This is a genomic window from Caballeronia sp. INML1 (assembly GCF_023631085.1).
GTDB classification, from domain to species: domain Bacteria; phylum Pseudomonadota; class Gammaproteobacteria; order Burkholderiales; family Burkholderiaceae; genus Caballeronia; species Caballeronia turbans.
Genome location: NZ_JALQDT010000082.1, coordinates 1 through 20,306, shown reverse-complemented (window position 1 = coordinate 20,306; position 20,306 = coordinate 1). Strand labels below are relative to the sequence as shown.

Here is a 20,306-nt window from a genome sequence, read left to right as displayed (position 1 = left end):
CTCAGGAAATTCGGCAAGATGCGCACATCAACAAACCCAAAACCGATCGCTATTGACAGGCGGAGTCATATCAGCCGCACACTAGTATCCGGAGACGTTTCGCAAATCTCTGGAGCGCGACAATCGCATGTGCCTGAGCAGTTTCATGGCAGCTGAATACGACGATCTGCCTGAAGCGGTTAAAAAGGAAGTGCAGACCTTCGCGGACGTCAATGTGGCGTGGCTCCGCAACTCTCTGGAGGCGGCGGGCGTCGTTGCGGACGAAGGGAGCCAAGAACGGGCGTGCGCGATTTACGCGGCAGTGGCCGGCGCTCAACTGATGGCGCGGGGCCGGGCGGACATCGCGTTGTTCGACAGATTGATAGGCAGCTACCGGACAGTCGGACTGTTGCCGGGGTGAGAGGCGTCTCTGGACCTAAAGATGAGATGCGGCGCACATCGACCCGCAACGTTATCGATAGAGGGGCCCGTGCTTTAGAGCCTCGATCACTGAGTCGATGAGCCGGCACAAGGTTGGCGCTGCAGGGCCGGAGACGGCTTTCTGCAGTTGAGCGGCCATTTGAGCGACCGGTGAAAGCACGATTCAATGTCAGCACCTGGCCGACTGCCGCCTGACACGGTCGGCTGAACCCGACCCGGAGCAGACTTCCGCGTTTGCGCGGAGACGACGGCCGCTTCCCACACGCAGCGGTCATCCATGCGTGCGACGAACTCTTGCGCTCCACACATGATGCGAGCGGCTGACACCTCGCGTCAAACGGACCGTTTCTGATCGCCAACTCATGAATCATCGGACTCGATCGTGAACTTCGCCATCGCGGACCAGTCCCGATCGCCCATGCCCGCATCAATCGTTTCAGCCATGCGCGCATATACCGCCGCCAGCAGCGGCAACGCACGGCCAGCCTCCTCGGCCGCTTCGGCCGCGAGCCGCAGATCCTTCATGCCAAGCGTGGCCTTGAAGCCCGGCTCGTAGTTTCCGTGCGCGATGTTCGCGGAATAAACCTGATACGAGCGACTGCCAAACAGCGTGTTCAGAATCAGGTCGAAGAATCGCTCGCGCGGCAAACCGTTTGCCTCCGTCAGAACGACGGCTTCGGCCATTGCCTCGATCGCCATCGTAATCATCATGTTGCAGGCGATTTTCGCGGCGTTGGCGGTCGGCGCCTGGTCGCCCATATCCCAGACGCGACCGCCGATCACGTCGAGCAGCGGCCGCACCTTCGTGACAGCATCGGGCGGACCGCCCGCCAGCACGTTGAGTTCGCCCTTCGCCGCGACGTCGGGGCGTCCGAGCACCGGCGCGGAAACGTAACCAATGCGTGCCGATTCGTGGGCCGCAACGAGCTCGCGCGCGAACGCAACCGAGATCGTCGACGTGACCACGTGAACCAGCCCGGGTTTTGCCTGCGCGAGCACGCCCGACGCGAGGAGCGTCGAGCGGATCGCATCGTCGTCGAACAGCATGGTGAGCACGGCGTCGCCCCGAAACGCCTCGACCGGCGAGGCCACCGTCGTCACACCGTCCACCGTTCCGCCCGAGCGGTTCCACGCCTTCACGCCATGTCCGGCGTGCGCCAGATTGCGCGCCATCGCGCGTCCCATCGCGCCAAGACCGATGATGCCGATTTCCATGAAATTGCCTCCTTGATCGAATCGATGTTGATAGGGAGCCTCTTTTCAGAGCGGCAGCACCCGCACGCGGCGCGGCGCGATCTCTGTGAAGCACGGCAGATCGGCCATCACCTCCGAAACTTCCGGCGATGCGAACGCCGCATCGACCGATGCTTCGTCGCGAAATTGGCATTCGCAGATCGCGAGCGTACCGGCCTGCTCCACTGCCGGAAAAAACGCAGCGACACCGGTCAAGCCGTAACGCGACCAGCGATGCATAACGAGCGGAAGGTGACGCTCGACGTAATAAGCGCGGTCGAAACGCGCGCCCGGTTCTCCTTCATACGTCACGTAAACCGCGACGGTGGAATCATTCGTCACCGTTCCCTCGAGATAAGCGGCCGCCATGCGCCGCACGATAGACTGCATTGACGATGCTTTCGTAGCCGGTGCATCGGCACAGGTTGCCGCTGATGGCGCGCCGTATTTCTTCCTGACTCGGCAACGGATTCTGCTTCAACAGATCCGCGGCCGCGACGATCATGCCGCTCGTGCAAAAGCCGCACTGGAATCCGTTCTCCGCGATAAACGCCTCTTTCAGCGTCTCAATTCCCTCGATGCCTTCGATCGTCCGCACATCGTTGCCCGAAATCGACGCCGCCAGGACGAGGCAAGCCTTTCTTACCTCGCCATCGATCAGCACTGTGCACGCCCCGCAATCGCCGGTCAGACAGCCGACGCGGGTCCCTTTTGCATCCAGCGCATCGCGGATCAACTCGACGAGCAACAGCCGCGAGTCTATGTCCGCGAAACGCGGCTCGCCATTGAGCGTGAGCCGCACCTGAATCGTTCCTTTCATGCCTTCGCTCCCGCGAGTAGCGTGCGCAAATGTCGCCTCACGACACCCGGCACGATGGCGCGACGGTAATCGCCGTCCGCTAGTTCATCGTTCCAGCCTTCGCCGACGAGATTGAGCGCCCTGCTTGCGGCCTGCTCGATGAGTGCATCGGGCGCGAGCAACGATCTCTCGTCGATCGTGAAGCGGTGATACGCCGGTCGGCGCCCTGCCGCACCGACCGCGAGCCGCACGCTCGCCTGCGTGCCACGATGCAACGAGCATGCGACGGTCACGATCGGCCACGAACTCGCGCTCGCCTTGTACTTCTGGTACTGGCAGGCGATGAGGGTCGCGTCGCGCGAGACGAGAATGCCCGTGAGGAATTCGTCCGCGCGCCGCGCGGTCCGAAACGCGTCGGCGAAAAAATCACACGCCGGCATGCAACGCTTTCCCTGGGACGAGTGCAACTCGAACACCGCCTCCATCGCCGCGAGACAGCCCGGCGCATCGGACGAAGGATTCGCAAAGCTCGCGGCTCCGCCGAGCGTTCCCTGATTGAGGATCGATGCGCCGCCCGTGACTTGGGCGGCCATCGCGGCGAGCAGCGGCGCATGGCTTGCGACGATCGGCGAGGCGAGCAGTTGCGCGTAGGTCGTCATCGCGCCGATACGCAGGTGCGTGCCGTCCAGCTCGATCGAATCCAGACCGAGCCCGCTCAAACCGATGAGATGCGCGGGCCGCACGAGGTTCGCCGACATCGACGGCACCAGCATCGTGCCGCCCCCCAGCACGGACGCGTCCTCACCGAAGCGAGCCAGCAAGTCTGCTGCTTCGTCGAGTTCCTTTGGCTGATGAAAATCGAAGCGATGCCCTATCACGCGAATCGCTCCCGCAGGGAAGCGATCACGCGCGCGGGTGTTGCCGGCACGTGCGCGAGGCACGCATCGTTACCCAGCGCGTTCGCCACGGCATTGCTGACGGCCGCAAGCGCGCCGCCGAGCCCCGATTCGCCCGCGCCCTTCATCCCGAGCGGATGAAACGGATTGAGCGTCACGCGATGCCCGACGCGGATCGGCGGAAGATCGTTCGCACGCGGTAGCAGGTAGCTCTTGAAGCGATCGGTGATCATGCGATTCTGCTCGTCCATCTTGATGAGTTCCCACAGCGCCACGCCGATGCCCATCACGATCGCACCCCTGAGTTGCGCTTCCACGAGCGCGGGGTTGATCATCGCGCCGCAGTCATGCACCACGGCATAGTCGAGGAGCTTGCTGTTGCCGGTGGCCATGTCGAGTTCGAGCGCGACGGCATGCACGGAATACGAGAACGTCGGGTAAGTGGCGATGCGGCCTTGCGCGTCCGGCTCCACGCGTACATTCTTCGGCGCGAAGCTGCGCGTCACTTCGAGCGGAAGGGTCACGCCCGCAGCCACGGTGAACGGACGCAGGTGGGCGCCGAGTGCGAGTTCTGCCACGGCGATCTGCGCGCCGTTCGACTGGCGGCGCGCATGCCCGTCGCGCAACACGATGTCGTCGGCCGTTCCGCCGAGCATATTGGCGGCGCACTGCGCAAGCCGGTCACGCAGTTCCCGCGCGGCGAGGTACGCAGCCGTGCCGCCATACATGAGCGCACGGCTGCTGGCGTTGCCGGTGCCGAGCGGCGTCACGTCGGTATCGCCTTCGATGATGCTCACCTGGTCGGCGCGCAAGCCGAGTTCGCCCGCGACCATCTGCGCGATGCCGGTGTCGCTACCGCTGCCGGGTGACGTCACGCCTGTCAGCACCTGCACGTCGCCCGACGGCATCATGCGTACCGTGGACGTCTCGTAGCCGTTGGGAAAATTTCCCGGCCGCGCGCCGCCCTCCGGCGTGAGTTCGAACGCAACGCCGATCCCGATGCGACACTCCGAATCGCGCGCGGCGCGCGCCCGTGCCTGCCATCGCGGGTAGTCGAACATCGTGAGCAACTGCTCGAGGCCGCCCGGATAGTCGCCGCTATCCACGTTCAGGCCGGATGGCAGGAGGCGCGGCAAGGCTTCGCGCGCGACGAGGTTGCGGCGGCGCAGTTCGACCGGATCCATGCCGGTCTGTTGCGCGAGCAGATCGATCGCGCGTTCGAGCACGAGATTGCCGATCTCCTTGCCGTAACCACGTATGGCTTGCCACGGCGGCTGGTTGGTCATGGCCAGCGAGCACTCGACGTCGCAATGCTCGATCGTGTAGACGGTCGGAAACACCGCCGGCGTGACGAGCGCCATCGCCCAGCTATGACCGGCGCCGATGATCCCGACGTCGACTAGTATGCGATCACGCCAGGCGATCAGCCTGCCGTTCTCATCCGCGGCAATCTCGAAGCTGTGATGCTGTGACCGCGCGCCCGCGAGCAAGGTCTCTCGCCGTTCCTCGATCCATGCCACCGGGCGCTTCGTGAGCCGGCTGAAGAGCGCGACCAGCACTTCCTCCGGATGCCCCGCCATCTTGAGCCCGAACGTGCCGCCGATACGCGGCGCGATCACGCGCACCTGCGACTCCTTCACGCGCAGCGCGGCAGCGATCAGCCAGCGGCTCGTATGGGGATTCTGGAACGTGCCAGTGAGCGCGTAACGCTCGCCGCGCGCATCCCACTCGGCGACATAGCAGAGCGTTTCCATCGGCGCGCTCGTCGACGAGCCGATTGTCAGTTCACCTCGCGCGACGTGTGCCGCCCGCGCGAACGCGGCATCCGCGTCACCTGAGCGGATGCGGTCGTGCACGAGCAGATTCGTGTCCCAGCCGGGCTGGACGATCGGCGCACCGTCGCGCAATGCGTCACGCGCGCTCACGGTCGGCGCGCGCACTTCGTATTCGATGCGAATCTTCGCGAGCGCCGCCTGGGCATCGTGAACCGAAGTCGCCACGAGCGCCGCCACGGGTTGACCGAAGTAGGTCGCCTCTTCGAGCGCGAGGCAGCGGCTCTGCAGGGGACCGCGCGCGCCTTTCGCGGGCAGGTCCATCGCCGGCGGCATCGCATCGCTGAAGAGGGCCGCTTCCTCGCCCGTCAGGCCGGCGACAACGCCGGGCATCGCCAGCGCTTCGGACAGGTCGATCGACACGATCCTCGCGCACGCGTGCGCGCTGCGCAGTATGGCGAGATGGAGGGCATCTCGAGGAATGAGGTCAGCGCTGTAGTCGACACGTCCCGAGACGAAGCGCGCGCCATCCAGTCGCGCCACGCTTTCCCCGAGCAGGCTCCCCGGCGATGCATCCTTGAAGGTCTGTTCCATGTTTGCCGCGTGCGGGCCCGATTGCGCAGCCTCGACGTTCGTTGGTTGATTATGCATTCGACTGACGGCCGGTACGCATGCAAAGCATCGCGCATGCACCCAGTGCAAGCAGCGTGGTCATCAGATAAAGCCCACTGCTCAGCGTGCCGCTCAATGTCTTGAGCCAGCCCATTGCGAACGGACTGGCGAAGCCGCCTAGCAGGCCGAGGCTGTTGACGAAGGCGATTGCGGCAGCAGCCACGGACGAGCCCGCGAAATAGTCGGATGCGAGCGACCACAGCAGCGGAAGTGTGACGAACACCGTGGTCGATGCGATCGTCAGCAGCACGATGGTCGCAGTCAGATCATGCGCCATAAGCGGCAGCAGCGAAAGCGCAATCGCCCCTGCGAAGGCGGCCAGCGCGCCATGCCAGCGACGCTCGAGCAGCCGGTCCGAGTTGCGGCAGATCAGCACCATGCCCACGGCCGCGATACCGTAGGGAATCGCCGACAGCCAGCCGACACGCTCCACGCTCGTCGCGCCCGCGCTCCTGAGCACCGTCGGCAACCAGAAGCTCAGCGCATACGTGCCGCAGATGAAGGTGAAATACGCGAAGCTTATAAGGTACACCTTGGGATCGGCTATCACCTGCCGCAACTGTCCGGTATGCTTCGGCTCCGCGTCGCTGCCTTCGGCACGCAAGGCATGGCGCAAAGCGTCACGCTCCGATTCGGTCAGCCATTTTGCACGCCCGATGTCGTCCGACAGCGTGAACCACGTCACGATGCCGAGCAGCACCGCAGGAGCAGCTTCAACGATATAGAGCCACTGCCAGCCCGCGAGACCCGCGACGCCGCCGAGCCGCGACATCGCCCAGCCCGACACCGGTCCGCCGATCGCCCCTGCGATCGGAAAGCCCGTCATGAAGAGCCCGAGAATCTGGCCGCGGCGATGACGCGGAAACCACTGGCTCAAGTAGTACACGACGCCCGGAAAGAAGCCGGCCTCGAACACGCCGAGCAGAAAACGCAGCCCGTAGAACGCGGTCGGGCTCGATACCGTCGCCATCGCGCAGCCGGTGATGCCCCACAGAACCATGATGCGCGTGATGGTCTTGCGTGCGCCGATGCGTTGCAAGAGCAGATTGCTCGGCACCTCGAACAAAAAATAGCCGATGAAGAAAATGCCGGCGCCCAGACCGTACACCGCATCGCTGAAGCCGAGCGCGTCCTGCATCTGAAGCTTGGCGAAGCCGACGTTGATGCGGTCCAGATACGCGACCACGTAGCACACGATCAGCAGCGGCACGAGCCGCAGCGCGACCTTGAAATACAGCGCACGTTGCGTGTCCATTTGGGGCGTCGCCGGGGCGGGCGAGTTGGTATCGAGAGCGATTTTGCGTGACATGATGACCCTCTCAATGTTGGTGGACGGAACGGCATACGAACGACGGAAAGCGTCTCATGAAGCTGTCTCCTTGAACCTCGGACATGCTGATGGTCCGGCGGCATCTGTTCTTTGTCAGGGCGTACCCGCAGGCGGCGGATCGCTCGGACCAAAAACTGATCGATCGAACAGTCAGCACAGTAACGGATGGGCAAACACCCGGTCAACCGGAAGCGGGACCGGAATTTCCCTTGTTGACTGATCGATCAGTCAGGGCTAGTATCGGCGCTTGATTACCTTGCGCGGATGCATGCCAACGCCATCGGCGGCGTGCGCCGGCGCGATTTCCAACGTTGAGCAGAGGACAGAGCCGTGAGCAACTTCGACGAATACGCAGACAAGTTCGAGACCATCCGCATGACGCGCACCGACGGCGTACTGGAGATGCACTTTCACACACACGGCGGGCCGCTCGTGTGGAATCTGACGGCACACCGCGAGTTCGAGCAGGCGTTTCTCGACGTCGGCCGAGACCGGGAAAACGACGTCGTGATCATGACCGGCACGGGCGATGCGTTCAGCGGGCCGTCCATCGCGCCGGGCATGCACCAGAACCGCAATTCGATGACACCCACGATCTACGATCCGATCTACTGGGAAGCGAAGCATCTGCTCATCAACCTGCTCAATATCGAAGCGCCGGTGATCAGCATCATCAACGGGCCGGCCGTGCGGCACGCGGAGCTTCCACTGCTGGGCGACATCGTGCTGGCATCGGACACTGCGACGATCCAGGACACCGCGCACTTCCAGGGCGGCATGGTGCCGGGCGATGGCATGCATCTGATCATGCCGCTGCTCATGGGCCGAGCGCGCGGCCACTACTTTCTGCTGACGGGCCAGAGCATCTCAGCCACCGAGGCGCTGGAGATGGGCCTCGTCAACGAAGTGCTGCCGCCGGCAGACCTGCTGCCGCGGGCTCGCGAACTCGCCCGGTCGATGCTCAAGCAACCGCGTCTCGTAAGACGCTATACACGCACCTGCCTGAATCAGGAACTGAAAGCTCGCCTGCACGACGTCCTGGGTTACGGACTCGCGCTCGAAGGCATCGCCCGCATGAAGGAGCCGGCCGTCTGAGCGGACGGATCGGATTCGTCGATATGGATATCAACATCAGGATCAAGGAGGCAACATGACTGTCAGCAGCATCACGAGACCTATCGATATGGTGGGTTCGGTCATCGACGTGATCGATTCCACACCCAATGTGCTGGGCGAATCGATCATCTGGGATGAGAAAACGCAACTGCTCTGGTGGGTAGATGGCATCGGGCAGGCAATCCATCGCCTCGACATTTCAAGCGGCGCCAAGAAAAGCTGGCCGATGCAGGAAGAAATCGGCAGCATCGGTCTGCGCGCGAAGGGCGGCCTGATCGTGGGGATGCGCTCGGGCTTCTACTTTTTCTCGCCCGAAACCGGCGAGCTGACCGAAGTGGCGCGTCCCGACGCCGAGCGGCCGAAGAACCGCTTCAACGACGGCAAATGCGATCGTCACGGCCGTTACTGGTCTGGCACCGTGGAAGCAGCCGCCTACACGCCGCGCGGACGTCTGTTCCGTCTCGATCCCGATCTGAAGCCGCATCTGATCATGGAAGGCATCACCTGCATCAACGGCATCAGCTTCAGTCCCGATAACCGGCTCATGTACATGACCGATTCGTTCAGCTGCCAGATCGACGTGTTCGACTACGATTCGGTCGATGGCGCCATCTACAACCGCCGCAAGTTCGCGGAAGTTCCGCTCGGGCGCGGCATCTGCGACGGCTCGACCGTCGATGCCGACGGCTGTTTCTGGAGCGCGAACATGGATGGCTGGTGCGTCACGCGCTATGACCCGCGCGGGAGAATCGACATGGTCGTCAATCTGCCGGTGCGACGCGTGAGCAGCTTGTGCTTCGGCGGTCCGGACCTCGACACCCTCTTCATCACGACGGCGCGCCGGCGGATGAGCGAGAAGGAACTCGCGCAGCAGCCGCTCGCGGGCAACGTGCTCGCGGTGCGGCCCGGCGTCAAGGGTCTGCCGGAGCCGGAGTTTCTCGGATAAGGGCGTGCGCGGTCCGGTCATCGCGTTGCAGGTGGCGACGCGGCCCGGATCGTCTCGCCCGCGTCGCGCGAGGATCACGATATACTGACTGATCGATCGAATAGTACCGCCATGGAGCTTGCGGAGATGAGAACACAACGCGAAAAGAAGGAGTCCGCACACGCCGGCAACGGTGCTCAGGAACCCGACCGCGCGCCGGGTACGCGCTTATCCGCGATCCTGAATGCGGCCGAGCGCGTGTTCGGCGAGCATGGCTACGCCGGAGCGAGCATGCGAAACATCGCGGACGAAGCGGGCGTCGCGCAGGCGCTCGTGCACTACCACTACGCGACCAAGGACAAGCTCTACGAGGCCGTATTCGAGCGGCGCTCGTCAGCGATCAATCAACACCGTAGCAAGTTGCTCGACGACCTGTTTGCGAGGGAACGCAAGGCCACCGTCGAAGACGTGCTGACGATCGCCTTCACGCCGCTGTCGGAGATTTTTCATGGGGAGGATGCCGTTAATCTGGCGCTTTACGTGCAGCTGGTGGCGTCCGTGAGTCTAGGCAGCGACGAGCGCTCCCGGCGCATTCGTGAAACCTACTATGACCCGATTGCGGAGCGAATCATCGACGCCCTACATACGGTCGTGCCTGGCATCGCACGCGAGCAGGCGGTGTGGGCGTATCTTTTCTCTGTCGGAGCGCGGCAGCAGGCCCATGCACTCAATGGCCGGGCGATGCGACTAGGCGCACAGGACCGCGAAAAAAAGTCGACAGCGCATTATGCGGACCTCGTTCGCTTCGCGGCTGCGGGCATTCGTGCGCTGGTGCGCAACGAGACGGATCTCGCAGCGTTATCGAAGGGTCCCGAAGGCCGTGTCACCAAACCTCCAAGCAACCGAAAGCCTTCGCCATCGCGTACCCACTGAGTTGCACAATGCGCCGTTCAAGCGATGCGGCTTGATCACACGGCCGCCGGACGTTGACTCTAATTGGAAGAGCCAATTGATCCGCGGATTGTTACGGATGCCTTTTCGGAGTTGGGCGAGGTTACTCGACGTACATCGAGCCACTCGGGCCGGTGGCCGCCCGGTCTTGCTGTTGGCCCAGGGCGACTCGACGATCTGCACCAGTGCCTTGCATGGCACCAAGCGCTTCATCTCGTCGAGGGAACTCGCGCTTGCCCGTCTTTCTCGTCGACAGGCAATGCTAAGCTGATCTGCTTCCGGACTAAGTCTTGCCGACCTCCTTAGGCATCGGCTGGTCCACTGCGGCATCCCAGATTCCCATCGCGTCGGTCACGGCCTTCTCGATGACGGCATGCCGGACACGATCGCGGGCGAGCACAGACAATCCCTGGAAAAAGCAGTCGAACGCGATGGACAGCGATGCCGGATCGGTGCTGCTGCGCAGTTCCCCACTCTTGATGCCCCGTACTACGCAGGCGCGGAAGCCAGCGCGCGTGCGACTGCGCACGTCACGAAGCAACTGGGTGACGGCTTCACTGCCGGTGGAACTGGCCCCGACAACGCCCAGCGCGACCATACAGCCTTTCGGGTGGCCGCTCTCAGTCTGCATTTTTGCCGACCGTAGCAGCGCAAGGAACACGCCCTCCCGTGGCGGAAGCGACGTGTCATGGAGACTGCGCGTCACCTTGCCATAAATCTCCATGTATCGCTCCAGCGCCTCCTTGTACAGCGCCTCCTTGGACTCAAAGGCCGCATAGAAGCTGGGCGCGGAGATGCCCCCGCCGATCGCCGCTTTCAGCTGCGACAAAGACGTCGATTCATAGCCATGTTCCCAGAACAGGTGCATCGCCGAAATGATCGCCGCATCGCGGTCGAACGTGCGTGGCCGACCCCGCTGAACCATGAACATCTCCGCAGTCAAAAATTTAGATACTAGTCGATACACAATCTCTGGGCAAGTCGCGACTTACAACCTCCCGCGCATGGCACCGGGCCGTTCAAGAGGGCAGTTGACACGGCCTTCCAAGCTCCTCTATATTTGTACCACTCGGTATGTAAAGCCAGAGCAGCGCGAGGCCACGACACGAACCCCGCATTTTTTTTCGCTATTTGTGTACCAATCGGTACGTAAAAACCAATGTCCAAAGAACTCGAAGCACGCCTTGACGCCATCGAAAGCCGCTTCGCCATCGATGCGCTGATCGCTAACTACGCCGAGGCGTTCGACACCATGAACATCGAACTGCTGGCCACTCTCTGGCATCCCGAATCGAGACTGCTCCTGGGCGCAAATGGCAACTCCGACGGCCTGGAGGCCATCCTGGCGCAAGCACGCATCAACATGAAGCGCATGCCACATATGCATCACTGGATGGCGAATGCGCTGATCACGGTGGACGGTGACAACGGCCACGGGCTAGTGGCGGCGGACTGTCTTTTTTACGACGTCGATCAGGGCACGCTCCAAGTGAGCGGCCAATACCGCGACGTCTATCAGCGACGCGACGGCCGCTGGGCATTCCTGGAGCGCACCTTCACCATGCACTACGCCACGCCGCTCCAGAACTGGCACCCCATCACGGGAACGGAACGCTTCGGCCGTCCGGCCTGACGCGGTCCGCCGCCGCCAAAACCTATGCATACGACAACCTCTTCCACGCGTCGATGGTCGGCGTTCGCGGTGTTGCTGGTGGGAGCATTTCTGCCTCCGCTGGACTTCTTCATCGTGAACGTCGCCCTGCCGTCCATCCAAAGCACCCTCCACACGAGCGCCGCAGAGCTGCAACTCGTCATTTCCGGATACGCCGCGGCCTACGCGGTCTTCCTTATCACAGGAGGACGGCTAGGCGATCTCTTCGGCCGGCGGAGGATCTTCCTGATCGGCGTCACGGGCTTCGGACTGACATCGGTGATCTGCGGCCTCGCATCGTCACCCGCCATACTGATTTTCGGGCGCGTGCTGCAGGGCGTGAGCGCCGCCGCCATGGCGCCGCAAGGGCTGGCCTCCATTCACGCCTTGTTCCCAGAGAAGGAGCGCGCGCGCGCTTTGGGCCTCTACGGCGCCGCGGTGGGACTGGCCGCCGTAGCCGCGCAGGCGCTCGGAGGTGCGTTGATCTCTGCGGACATCTTTCACCTGGAGTGGCGCGTCGTCTTTCTCATCAACTTGCCAGTCGTCGCCGCCGTCCTGATCTTCGGGCTGCCGTTGCTACCCGACGTCCGCGGTGACAGCCCGGCACCCGTAGACCGGATCGGGGTGCTACTCTGCGCGCTCACGCTGGGCTTGCTCATCGTGCCGCTGGTCGAAGGGCGGGAGCTGGATTGGCCGTGGTGGGCCTGCGCAATGCTGTTCGCGTGCCCCGTCGCTGGAGTAGGCTTTTGCCGATACGAGGCGGCCTACGCCCGCCGAGGCGGCGTGCCCCTGATCAGCATGGAGCTGATCCGGAGGCCTGGCCTGATGAGCGGGCTTACGGGCGTCCTCTTCTTTTATGTCGTCTCTGCTTTTTTCCTGACGTTCTCCGTCTACCTCCAGGCGGCACTTGGAATGAGCCCACTCGAGACAGGGCTGGTTTTCCTGCCGTTCGGGGTCGGCGCCTTCATCGGGCCGCTGACGACTCCGCTGGCGATCCGCCTCTTCGGCGACCGCGTCCCCGCCGTCGGCATGATGCTCGAGGTCGCCGGCTGCATACTCCTCGCCGCCCTCGTGGCCGGCGCGCCCGGACAGATGCCGGCTCAGTTTCCGTTGATCGGAGCGGTAGCACTCCTGGGATTCGGTCAGGGCTGGGCGCTGCCGACGCTGGTGCGCTCGGTTATCAATCGCGCACCGGCGACCGGTTCCGGGATGATCGCGGGCATCACGAATTCGGCGTTGCAAATCAGCGCAGCACTGGGTGTCGCGGTCATCGGCGGCGTCTTTTTCAGTGTCGCAGGGACTTCACCGGATCCGCTGACCTTGGCCAGGGCACTGGTCGTCGCAATGGTGTGCGTCGGCGGCAGTCTGGCCGTTTCCGCCGTCCTGTCTATCGTCGCTTCAAGATCGAGCCATCATGCCGCTGCAAGGACCGCCGCTCGTTGAGCCCAGCCCGCCATCACTCGCGGCAACGAGAACATCGATGCTCGTTCCCCCGGCATGCACGGCAATCCAATTGCGAGCCGCACGGGCCGAGCGCCGCAGGGCGTGCTCCGCGTCGACCTTGCCGGATGCAGGCCCTTGGACATGCGGGCGGAGATTGAACAGTTGGGGATCGTCGACTTGAGATGGATGCCCGCCTGCTGACACGCTTGCGCGATCCCCGCGTGCCACCAGACGCGAAGAAGCTTGTCGCGTGTCGGCGAACCGTCGGCCACGCGATTTGCGTTGCCCGGTCAGCCGCTCCGCTACCGAACCACGCGGCTGCGCTGCGCCTGCGCTTCCTTGAGAAGGTGGTAGGACGCGTAGTACTTATAGATGTTTCGCACATATGTGGTCGTCTCGACGCCGATCTTCTCGGCCACCACGATCTCCACGTTGTTGAACCAGACATCGGAGTTGAGTCCGCGGGCGGCAGCCTCCTTGCGCATCTTCGCGATGTTTCCCGGTCCGGCGTTATAGCTGGCAAAGGCGAATAGCGGCCGGTCCACCTCGGAAAAATGGGCATCCCGGAAGTAGCGGGTCATCAGTTGATCAAGATACTTCGCGCCGGCATGAATGTTCGACTGCGTAACCTTGATGTCCCCAACGTTGAGTTCCTTCCCTGTGGCCGGCATCAGTTGCATGATGCCGACCGCGCCCACCCGACTCTTCGCATCCTGATTGAGCTGCGATTCCTGAAACCCTTGGGCGGCGAGCATCAGTGGATCAAAATTGTATTGCTGGCCATACTTCTCAAAATACGCCACCGTCTGTCTGAAACGTTTGAGCTCGGCACTCTCCGTGTTGTTGTGAATCTGCTTCGCACCCTGCACGTACTGCTTGAGGCGGATCTCCGCTACGCTTTGCTTCCTGATGAACTTCTCATAGAAGTCGCCGATCACCGCCTTTAACTGGGGGCTATTCTTGCGAATGGCCCAGCCGACGACGCCGCCCTCCCGCACCGCCATGTTCTCGTGCACCTTGACGTTCGGCAGCATCTGCGCCCACATGCGCGCCTTCCAGTCATCGACGACCAGGATCTGAAGCAGGCCCACGTTCAGCATCTCCATCGCGTCTTCGTCCTCGAGCGCGTCCGGTAGCAGCACGATTCGCATCGGTGGCTTGCCCGCCTGCCGGAAGCGGTTGTTCAGTGCGATCAGGCTTTCGTAATAGCTGCTATGGCGGCGAACGTCGACGGTCTTGCCCTTCAGGTCACCGAGGGTGGAGAGCGCGGGTGACTTCGGACCGGTCAGAACGAGTTCACGCGTCAGCTTGAGCGCGTGTGCGCTAACAAAGTCGGACTGTTTCAGGCGATCCTCAGTCACCGTCAGATTGCCGGCCGCGATATCGCCGATGCCTTCCGCGAGCCCGGGCAATAGCCGGTCGCGTGTTGTCGGGATCATGATGACTGTGAACGGGCGCTTGCCGAGGCGATCTGCATAGGTCTTGTTGACGAATCGTTCAAAGTCACGCACGGTATCCGCGGTCACCCCACGCTCGTGTCCGCGATCATTGAAGTACAGCGTGCGGCTAAAGGGAACGAGAACTCGAATCATGCGACGCTCGAGCATCGCGTCGAAGTCGCCGCGCCAAGGCTTGTTGGTCAGATCGATGCGGCGCGTCTCACTTGCAGGAATCGGCACGGACGCTGTCGGTGATGCTGACGCCGATGATGGCGCGGAAGCCGGCTGAACCGCGGCGCAAAGCGCGCTCCATAAGCCGAGCGAAGCTCCAAACAAGACTGAAAGCAGCCACGCACGAGCGAAACGCATCATACACACCGAACTTTTCGTTTTCAGCGTTGCGCCCGGCCCATTTGGACCATCGTTGCACGGACGCAATCATCTGAGCTTTCGAGGTTTTTTGCGTGCCCGCCCCCTCGACTCTTACAGCATAGTTGCGCATGAAAACGGTTCAAGCCTTCAGCGTGACAACAGGCTTCTGTCGGAGGTGTCACCGATCGGCAAGGTCGCAAAGTTGCCAGAGGCGTTTCTGGGGCTGAGCGTCGAGAAGCCCTTCGGCGGCCAGTAGGCCGGGGCACGGGTCAACAGTGCAGCGCATCATCCGGCCTTCGGATAAGGCCGTAGATGGCCGGCAAGCGCCCGCTCACCGGCCAACAGTTATCAGACTTCGGTTTGTTCGGCCATCTCGAGCGCGTCGTCCACCTCGATATCAAGGTATCGAACCGTGCTCTCAAGCTTGGTATCCAAGAGCAACTGAACCGCGCGCAGGTTCTTGGTGCGTCGATATATCAGGGCTGCCTTCGTGCGGCGCATCGTGGAGTGCCATACGCGGCGTCATCCAGTCCGATTGATGCGACCCAGCGATGCACGATGCGTGCAGGCTGGCGCGTGGACACATGTGCTGACACGTGCAGGCGACTGGGAAACAGAAAGTCGGCGGGCTTCAGCGCCCGTGCCGAGATCCAGGACGCGACACGTTGGAAGACATCTACAGCCTCGTTCGAATCGCCCATATTTCCCGAAGCTTCAACGGAGGTTTCTGGCCGGTCAACCTCCCCTGATTCCATGGCACCCGGCGAGCGCCGGAAGAAGTAAGCGTTTCCATGACAATCTCCTCTTCGACGAAGGGAGATTGATTGTGCACTTGGCGAAGTGGGCGATTTTCGACCCAACTCCGCCACTCGTTACTTTCCATCGTCAGCGTCTCGTAGCGGCGAACTTAAGTCATTCGGGCGTCGACTCGTCGCTGGTGCTAAGTCAAGGCTGACCGAAAGCAACGTTATGAGTAAGACGCTTGCGAGCGTTCCAAGCTACCTTGCTTCCAACTCATCAAGCGCGGCTCCGCTTCTTTCGCTCCCGCGGCTCCGCGCCGGTGTCCACCGGAGTGAACGGTGCCTGAAATCGACTCACGAGGAAATCAATGAAGGCGCGCGCCCGGGCTGTTTGATTCTTCTGCCTCGGGTAATAGACGAATAAGTCGGCCGACGGTAGAACCGTGTTAGGCAGCACAAGTTGGAGACGCCCGCTCTGCACATACTTGGCTAGGTCCCATTCAGATCGTATCAATATCCCGTGTCCTTCAAGCGCCCATCGAAGTACGATGTCGCCGTCGTTACTGGACAAGGCCCCTTTAACCTTGATGGCCTCGGTGTGGTCATTCACGATATAGCGCCAGACGCCATACGCGTCGTCATTCTGGCGGTGGATGATGCAACGATGCTGGGCTAGATCTTCGACGCGCTCGGGTGTGCCGTACTTCTCAAGGTATTTTGGCGAGGCACAAAGAAAGCGGCGATTGCTCATAATCCTTCGCGCGCTCAAGCGAGTGTCTGGAAGTTCGCCGAATCGTATCGCCATATCGAACGCGCCATCAACAAGATCGACTGGACGATCCGTGACCTCAAACTGAATTTCGACGCTGGGAAAGCGTTTTGCGAATTCCGAGACCAACGGCGCGATTGTTGTCCGGCCAAAGCCTAGCGTCGCATTGACGCGCAAAAGCCCTTGAGGATCGCCTTTCGTTCCTGAGATTGCTTCCTCCATCTCCCGGACCTGCCCAACGATCTGCGTTGCGTAGCGAAGGTAAGTTTCGCCTTCAGGCGTGAGACTCACGCTCCGCGTTGTTCGATTGACCAGTCGTACACCGAGTCGCTGTTCAATGACGCCAAGCCTCTTCGTCGCAGCTGGCGGCGACAGATCGAGCGCTCGGGCGGCACCGGACATGCTCCTGAGTTTCGCCAGAAGAATAAAAAACTCGAAATCTGTCGCTGTCTGCGTTTCCGTATTCACTGAAATTGAAAAGTGATATGAACAGAAGTGCAGTTTAGCAGCCTTTTTCGCGGTTAAGCTACGTCCCATGTTGCAGCCAATGAGTCGCAACAATCTCGTAAAACTCTGGAGACGAAGCCGTGAGAATCGTTGAAATTCGCGAAAAGACCGTTCCGATCAGTTCCCCGATCCGTAATGCCTATATTGACTTCAGCAAGATGACGCTGAGTCTGGTCGCCGTCATCACCGACGTGATTCGGGACGGCAAGCCGGTGGTCGGCTACGGCTTCAACTCCAACGGCCGGTACGGGCAGGGCAAGCTCATGCGTGAGCGGTTCATCCCTCGTATCCTCGAAGCCGATCCCGCCTCGCTGGTCAATGACGCTGGCGCTAACCTCGATCCCCACAAGATCTGGGCGACGATGTTCACCAACGAAAAGCCCGGTGGTCACGGCGAACGTTCGGTCGCAATTGGGACCATCGATATGGCGATCTGGGATGCGGTGGCGAAGATCGAAGGCAAGCCGCTCTTCCAATTGCTGGCGGAACGCTACGGCAACGGCCAACCGGATCGCAAGATTTTCGTGTATGCGGCAGGCGGTTATTACTATCCGGGCCAGGACCACGAGAAGCTGAAAGACGAGATCCGCAGCTATATCGACCGCGGCTACACCGTGGTGAAGAAGAAGATCGGCGGTGCATCGCTCGATGAAGATCTTCGCCGCATCGACTCGATTCTCAGCGTGCTTCAAGACGGCCAGAAGCTTGCCGTCGACGCCAACGGTCGCTTCGATTTGGACACAGCAATCCAGTACGCGAAGGCGCTCTCGCAATACGACCTGTTCTGGTACGAGGAACCGGGCGATCCGCTCGACTTTGAGCTGCAAGCCACGCTGCGGAACTACTACGACAAGCCGATGGCGACGGGCGAAGACCTGTTCTCGATGCAGGACGCGCGTAACTTGATCCGCTATGGCGGCATGCGTCCCGACCGCGACTGGCTGCAATTTGACTGCGCGCTGAGCTACGGCCTGGTGGAGTATCTGCGCACGTTGGACATGCTGCGTCAACACGGCTGGTCGCCGAGCCGCTGCATCCCCCACGGCGGTCACCAGATGTCACTGAACATCGCCGCTGGCCTCGGCTTAGGCGGAAACGAGTCGTATCCGGACCTGTTCCAACCGTACGGCGGCTTCCCCGACGGAGTCAAGGTCGAAAACGGCTACATCACGATGCCGGACCTGCCGGGTATCGGCTTCGAGGGTAAGTCGGATCTCATCGCCGAGATGCGCAAACTCTCGGACTAAACACTCAGCGGTATCAAGGCATCGACGGTTCTCGTCGATGCCGCGCCTATAAAAACACAAACACAGGCGACACGCGGCCGTGCTCACCACAGCGGACTATCTCGCTGTGGCTGCTCGTTCGCACTCCACAAAAAAGACGCCAGTCATAGGAGACAGACATGCTGGTATCGAAAGTTAGGAAGACGCTCTCGAAGCTCTATGTGCAGGTTATTATCGGGATCATCGCCGGTATTCTGCTGGGCCACTTTTATCCGGACATTGGTTCTCAACTCAAGCCCCTTGGAGACTTGTTCATCAAGTTGATCCGAATGCTGCTCGCACCGATCATCTTCGCGTCGGTCGTGGTTGGCATTGCCCGCATGAACGATCTTCATGAGGCGGGCCGCGTTGGGGTTAAGGCCGTGCTGTACTTCGAAGTCGCATCGACGATCGCACTCCTCGTCGGGATGGTTGTCGTGAATGTCTTCAAGCCTGGTGTCGGCATGAACGTCGATCCGTCGCACATCGACGGGTCTGCGATCTCAACCTACACGACTGCAGCGAAGCAACATGGCATGCTCGACTTTTTCATGAGCATTGTGCCGAACAGCATCGTTGGCGCGTTCGCCAACGGCGAGATACTGCCCATCATTTTCTTCTCGCTGCTGCTTGCCATTTCTCTTGCCAAGTTGGGGCCTCGGACTGCACCGTTTGTCGACATGCTCGACATGTTCCTTCAGGGCATGTTCGGTGTGGTGCGGATTGTCATGTACGTCGCACCTATCGGGGCGTTCGGCGGCATGGCCTTCACCATAGCAAAGTACGGCATCGGCACATTGGCTTCCTTTGGCCAATTGATGTTGTGCCTCTATCTGACGTCGATCTTCTTCGTGGTTGTGATCCTCGGCCTTGTCATGAGGATGTGCGGACTGTCGCTCTTTAAATTCCTTCGCTACATCAAGGACGAGATCCTGATCACGCTCGGCACGGCCTCCACGGAAGCGGTACTTCCGCAGATGCTGATCAAGATGGAACGGATGGGCTGCTCGCGACCGGTTGTTGGAATGGTGCTGCCGACCGGCTACACCTTCAATGCTGACGGAACGGCAATTTATCTCACGATGGCGGCCCTGTTCATCGCGCAGGCGATGAATGTGCATCTGACGATCTGGGATCAGTTGCTTGTGCTTGGTGTGCTACTGCTCACCTCGAAAGGCTCAGCGGGGGTCGCGGGTGCTGGATTCGTTGCACTGGCTGCCACGCTCGCGTCGATGCACAAAATACCGGTCGAAGGTTTGGTCTTGCTTCTCGGCGTTGATCGCTTTCTCAACGAAGCTCGGGCGGTGACCAACCTGATCGGCAACGGTGTTGCAACTGTGGTGGTCGCGCGCTGGGAAGGACAGCTCGATATGAACACTGCGCGTGCGGTGCTCAATCGTACGAACGTAGACGAATTCGAAGAGCTGCAGCCGATCGACCATCCCGCCATTGCATTCCCATCGACCGGTGATGCGTCCGGGCGATCGAACGCTCATTGAGCCTCCACAACATCCTTGTGCAAATTGGCAGTGGCCCTTAGGCGACTGCCAACTTCTTTTTTAGAGCATTGCCGAAATGACCACGCAAACGGACAAAGAAGGTTTTCGCGAAGCCGCGCTCAATTATCATGAGTTTCCGACGCCGGGAAAGCTCGCTGTCGTGCCGACCAAGCAAATGATCAATCAGCGCGACCTCTCGCTCGCGTACTCGCCGGGCGTCGCGTTCGCGTGCGAGGCGATTGTCGAGAATCCGCTGAACGCCGCGCGCTTCACTGCGCGCAGCAACCTGGTGGGCGTCGTGTCGAACGGCACAGCCGTGCTCGGACTCGGCAATATCGGGCCGTTAGCCTCCAAGCCGGTGATGGAAGGCAAGGCCGTGCTCTTCAAGAAGTTCGCCGGTATCGACGTGTTCGATATCGAGCTGAACGAAAGCGATCCGCACAAGCTCGTCGATGTGATCGCCGCGCTCGAACCGACCTTCGGCGGCATCAATCTGGAAGACATCAA

At 61.5% G+C, this 20,306-nt stretch carries 17 protein-coding genes and 3 pseudogenes; 9 read left to right on the top strand and 11 right to left on the bottom strand.

Translation table 11 applies throughout. The features are described from left to right. Positions 1 to 85: 85 nt before the first annotated feature. Positions 86 to 400, top strand: a pseudogene (locus NCR38_RS32815) (TetR/AcrR family transcriptional regulator); the annotation flags it as partial. Between the two features lie 380 nt (positions 401 to 780). Here NCR38_RS32815 and NCR38_RS32810 read toward each other — a convergent pair. From NCR38_RS32810 to NCR38_RS32785, 6 genes are read right to left on the bottom strand one after another with little or no spacing between them, the layout of a single operon-like run. Then, positions 781 to 1,635, bottom strand: coding sequence for an NAD(P)-dependent oxidoreductase (locus NCR38_RS32810; protein WP_061121853.1), 855 nt, complete (start codon positions 1,633 to 1,635; stop codon positions 781 to 783). A 45-nt stretch (positions 1,636 to 1,680) separates the two neighbouring features. Further along, the gene (locus NCR38_RS32805; RefSeq protein WP_061121865.1) at positions 1,681 to 1,995 is read right to left on the bottom strand and encodes an EthD family reductase; all 315 of its coding nucleotides are present in this window, start codon (positions 1,993 to 1,995) and stop codon (positions 1,681 to 1,683) included. Beyond that, positions 1,985 to 2,473: a (2Fe-2S)-binding protein gene (locus tag NCR38_RS32800; protein ID WP_250478429.1), complete on the bottom strand. Its 489-nt coding sequence runs from the start codon at positions 2,471 to 2,473 to the stop codon at positions 1,985 to 1,987. Before NCR38_RS32800 ends, NCR38_RS32805 begins: the two co-directional genes overlap by 11 nt. Continuing rightward, a complete protein-coding gene (locus NCR38_RS32795) occupies positions 2,470 to 3,330 on the bottom strand; it encodes a xanthine dehydrogenase family protein subunit M (protein ID WP_061121855.1) in 861 nt (286 codons plus the stop codon). The genes NCR38_RS32800 and NCR38_RS32795 overlap by 4 nt, the downstream gene beginning before the upstream one ends. Next, entirely contained in the window at positions 3,327 to 5,714 is a 2,388-nt protein-coding gene (locus NCR38_RS32790) for a xanthine dehydrogenase family protein molybdopterin-binding subunit (protein ID WP_061121866.1), read from the bottom strand. The genes NCR38_RS32795 and NCR38_RS32790 overlap by 4 nt, the downstream gene beginning before the upstream one ends. Before the next feature lie 49 nt (positions 5,715 to 5,763). Beyond that, on the bottom strand, positions 5,764 to 7,047 hold the full coding sequence (locus NCR38_RS32785) for an MFS transporter (protein WP_235024305.1): 1,284 nt from the start codon (positions 7,045 to 7,047) through the stop codon (positions 5,764 to 5,766). 405 nt (positions 7,048 to 7,452) lie between these two features. Between NCR38_RS32785 and NCR38_RS32780 the strand changes: the two genes are divergently transcribed. The 3 genes from NCR38_RS32780 to NCR38_RS32770 all read left to right on the top strand — a co-directional run bounded on the left by NCR38_RS32780 (position 7,453) and on the right by NCR38_RS32770 (position 10,096). Continuing rightward, the gene (locus NCR38_RS32780; protein WP_061121857.1) at positions 7,453 to 8,217 is read left to right on the top strand and encodes an enoyl-CoA hydratase/isomerase family protein; all 765 of its coding nucleotides are present in this window, start codon (positions 7,453 to 7,455) and stop codon (positions 8,215 to 8,217) included. Positions 8,218 to 8,272: 55 nt separating this feature from the next. Then, complete coding sequence (locus NCR38_RS32775; protein ID WP_061121858.1) at positions 8,273 to 9,184, top strand: SMP-30/gluconolactonase/LRE family protein; 912 nt, start codon at positions 8,273 to 8,275, stop codon at positions 9,182 to 9,184. 111 nt (positions 9,185 to 9,295) lie between these two features. Continuing rightward, entirely contained in the window at positions 9,296 to 10,096 is an 801-nt protein-coding gene (locus NCR38_RS32770) for a TetR/AcrR family transcriptional regulator (protein ID WP_250478428.1), read from the top strand. A 301-nt stretch (positions 10,097 to 10,397) separates the two neighbouring features. On the opposite strand, the gene NCR38_RS32765 is transcribed toward NCR38_RS32770, so the two are convergent. Further along, positions 10,398 to 11,039, bottom strand: coding sequence for a TetR/AcrR family transcriptional regulator (locus tag NCR38_RS32765; RefSeq protein ID WP_061121868.1), 642 nt, complete (start codon positions 11,037 to 11,039; stop codon positions 10,398 to 10,400). Between the two features lie 234 nt (positions 11,040 to 11,273). Between NCR38_RS32765 and NCR38_RS32760 the strand changes: the two genes are divergently transcribed. Together NCR38_RS32760 and NCR38_RS32755 are read left to right on the top strand one after the other, a co-directional pair. Then, a complete protein-coding gene (locus NCR38_RS32760; protein WP_061121859.1) occupies positions 11,274 to 11,747 on the top strand; it encodes a nuclear transport factor 2 family protein in 474 nt (157 codons plus the stop codon). 24 nt (positions 11,748 to 11,771) lie between these two features. Further along, a complete protein-coding gene (locus NCR38_RS32755; protein WP_061121860.1) occupies positions 11,772 to 13,208 on the top strand; it encodes an MFS transporter in 1,437 nt (478 codons plus the stop codon). A 302-nt stretch (positions 13,209 to 13,510) separates the two neighbouring features. Here the strand turns inward: NCR38_RS32755 and NCR38_RS32750 are convergent, their stop codons facing one another. The 4 genes and pseudogenes from NCR38_RS32750 to NCR38_RS32735 all read right to left on the bottom strand — a co-directional run bounded on the left by NCR38_RS32750 (position 13,511) and on the right by NCR38_RS32735 (position 16,996). After that, the gene (locus tag NCR38_RS32750) at positions 13,511 to 14,887 is read right to left on the bottom strand and encodes a transglycosylase SLT domain-containing protein (RefSeq protein WP_409219336.1); all 1,377 of its coding nucleotides are present in this window, start codon (positions 14,885 to 14,887) and stop codon (positions 13,511 to 13,513) included. Beyond that, positions 14,868 to 15,149 (bottom strand): hypothetical protein, encoded by a 282-nt coding sequence (locus NCR38_RS32745; protein WP_250478431.1) that lies wholly within the window; start codon positions 15,147 to 15,149, stop codon positions 14,868 to 14,870. Before NCR38_RS32745 ends, NCR38_RS32750 begins: the two co-directional genes overlap by 20 nt. Before the next feature lie 218 nt (positions 15,150 to 15,367). After that, a pseudogene (locus NCR38_RS32740) lies at positions 15,368 to 15,812 on the bottom strand (integrase). Positions 15,813 to 16,036: 224 nt separating this feature from the next. Continuing rightward, on the bottom strand, positions 16,037 to 16,996 hold the full coding sequence (locus tag NCR38_RS32735) for a LysR family transcriptional regulator (RefSeq protein ID WP_061121862.1): 960 nt from the start codon (positions 16,994 to 16,996) through the stop codon (positions 16,037 to 16,039). 119 nt (positions 16,997 to 17,115) lie between these two features. Here NCR38_RS32735 and NCR38_RS32730 point away from each other — a divergent pair, with 119 nt between their 5' ends. From NCR38_RS32730 to NCR38_RS32720, 3 genes and pseudogenes are all read left to right on the top strand, one after another. Beyond that, the gene (locus tag NCR38_RS32730) at positions 17,116 to 18,282 is read left to right on the top strand and encodes a mandelate racemase/muconate lactonizing enzyme family protein (protein WP_061121863.1); all 1,167 of its coding nucleotides are present in this window, start codon (positions 17,116 to 17,118) and stop codon (positions 18,280 to 18,282) included. A gap of 158 nt (positions 18,283 to 18,440) precedes the next feature. Further along, positions 18,441 to 19,799 (top strand): C4-dicarboxylate transporter DctA, encoded by a 1,359-nt coding sequence (dctA, locus tag NCR38_RS32725; RefSeq protein WP_061121864.1) that lies wholly within the window; start codon positions 18,441 to 18,443, stop codon positions 19,797 to 19,799. A gap of 76 nt (positions 19,800 to 19,875) precedes the next feature. Then, positions 19,876 to 20,306 (top strand): annotated as a pseudogene (locus NCR38_RS32720) (NADP-dependent malic enzyme); the annotation flags it as partial.

What these genes read in the sequence shown, in the direction of transcription:
- NCR38_RS32810 (WP_061121853.1), bottom strand. Translation starts at nt 1,635, where the DNA reads ATGGAAATCGGCATCATCGGTCTTGGCGCGATGGGACGCGCGATGGCG.
- NCR38_RS32800 (WP_250478429.1), bottom strand. Translation starts at nt 2,473, where the DNA reads ATGAAAGGAACGATTCAGGTGCGGCTCACGCTCAATGGCGAGCCGCGT.
- NCR38_RS32790 (WP_061121866.1), bottom strand. Translation starts at nt 5,714, where the DNA reads ATGGAACAGACCTTCAAGGATGCATCGCCGGGGAGCCTGCTCGGGGAA.
- NCR38_RS32785 (WP_235024305.1), bottom strand. Translation starts at nt 7,047, where the DNA reads ATGGACACGCAACGTGCGCTGTATTTCAAGGTCGCGCTGCGGCTCGTG.
- NCR38_RS32775 (WP_061121858.1), top strand. Translation starts at nt 8,273, where the DNA reads ATGACTGTCAGCAGCATCACGAGACCTATCGATATGGTGGGTTCGGTC.
- NCR38_RS32770 (WP_250478428.1), top strand. Translation starts at nt 9,296, where the DNA reads ATGGAGCTTGCGGAGATGAGAACACAACGCGAAAAGAAGGAGTCCGCA.
- NCR38_RS32765 (WP_061121868.1), bottom strand. Translation starts at nt 11,039, where the DNA reads ATGGTTCAGCGGGGTCGGCCACGCACGTTCGACCGCGATGCGGCGATC.
- NCR38_RS32760 (WP_061121859.1), top strand. Translation starts at nt 11,274, where the DNA reads ATGTCCAAAGAACTCGAAGCACGCCTTGACGCCATCGAAAGCCGCTTC.
- NCR38_RS32755 (WP_061121860.1), top strand. Translation starts at nt 11,772, where the DNA reads ATGCATACGACAACCTCTTCCACGCGTCGATGGTCGGCGTTCGCGGTG.
- NCR38_RS32745 (WP_250478431.1), bottom strand. Translation starts at nt 15,149, where the DNA reads ATGCGCAACTATGCTGTAAGAGTCGAGGGGGCGGGCACGCAAAAAACC.
- dctA (WP_061121864.1), top strand. Translation starts at nt 18,441, where the DNA reads ATGCTGGTATCGAAAGTTAGGAAGACGCTCTCGAAGCTCTATGTGCAG.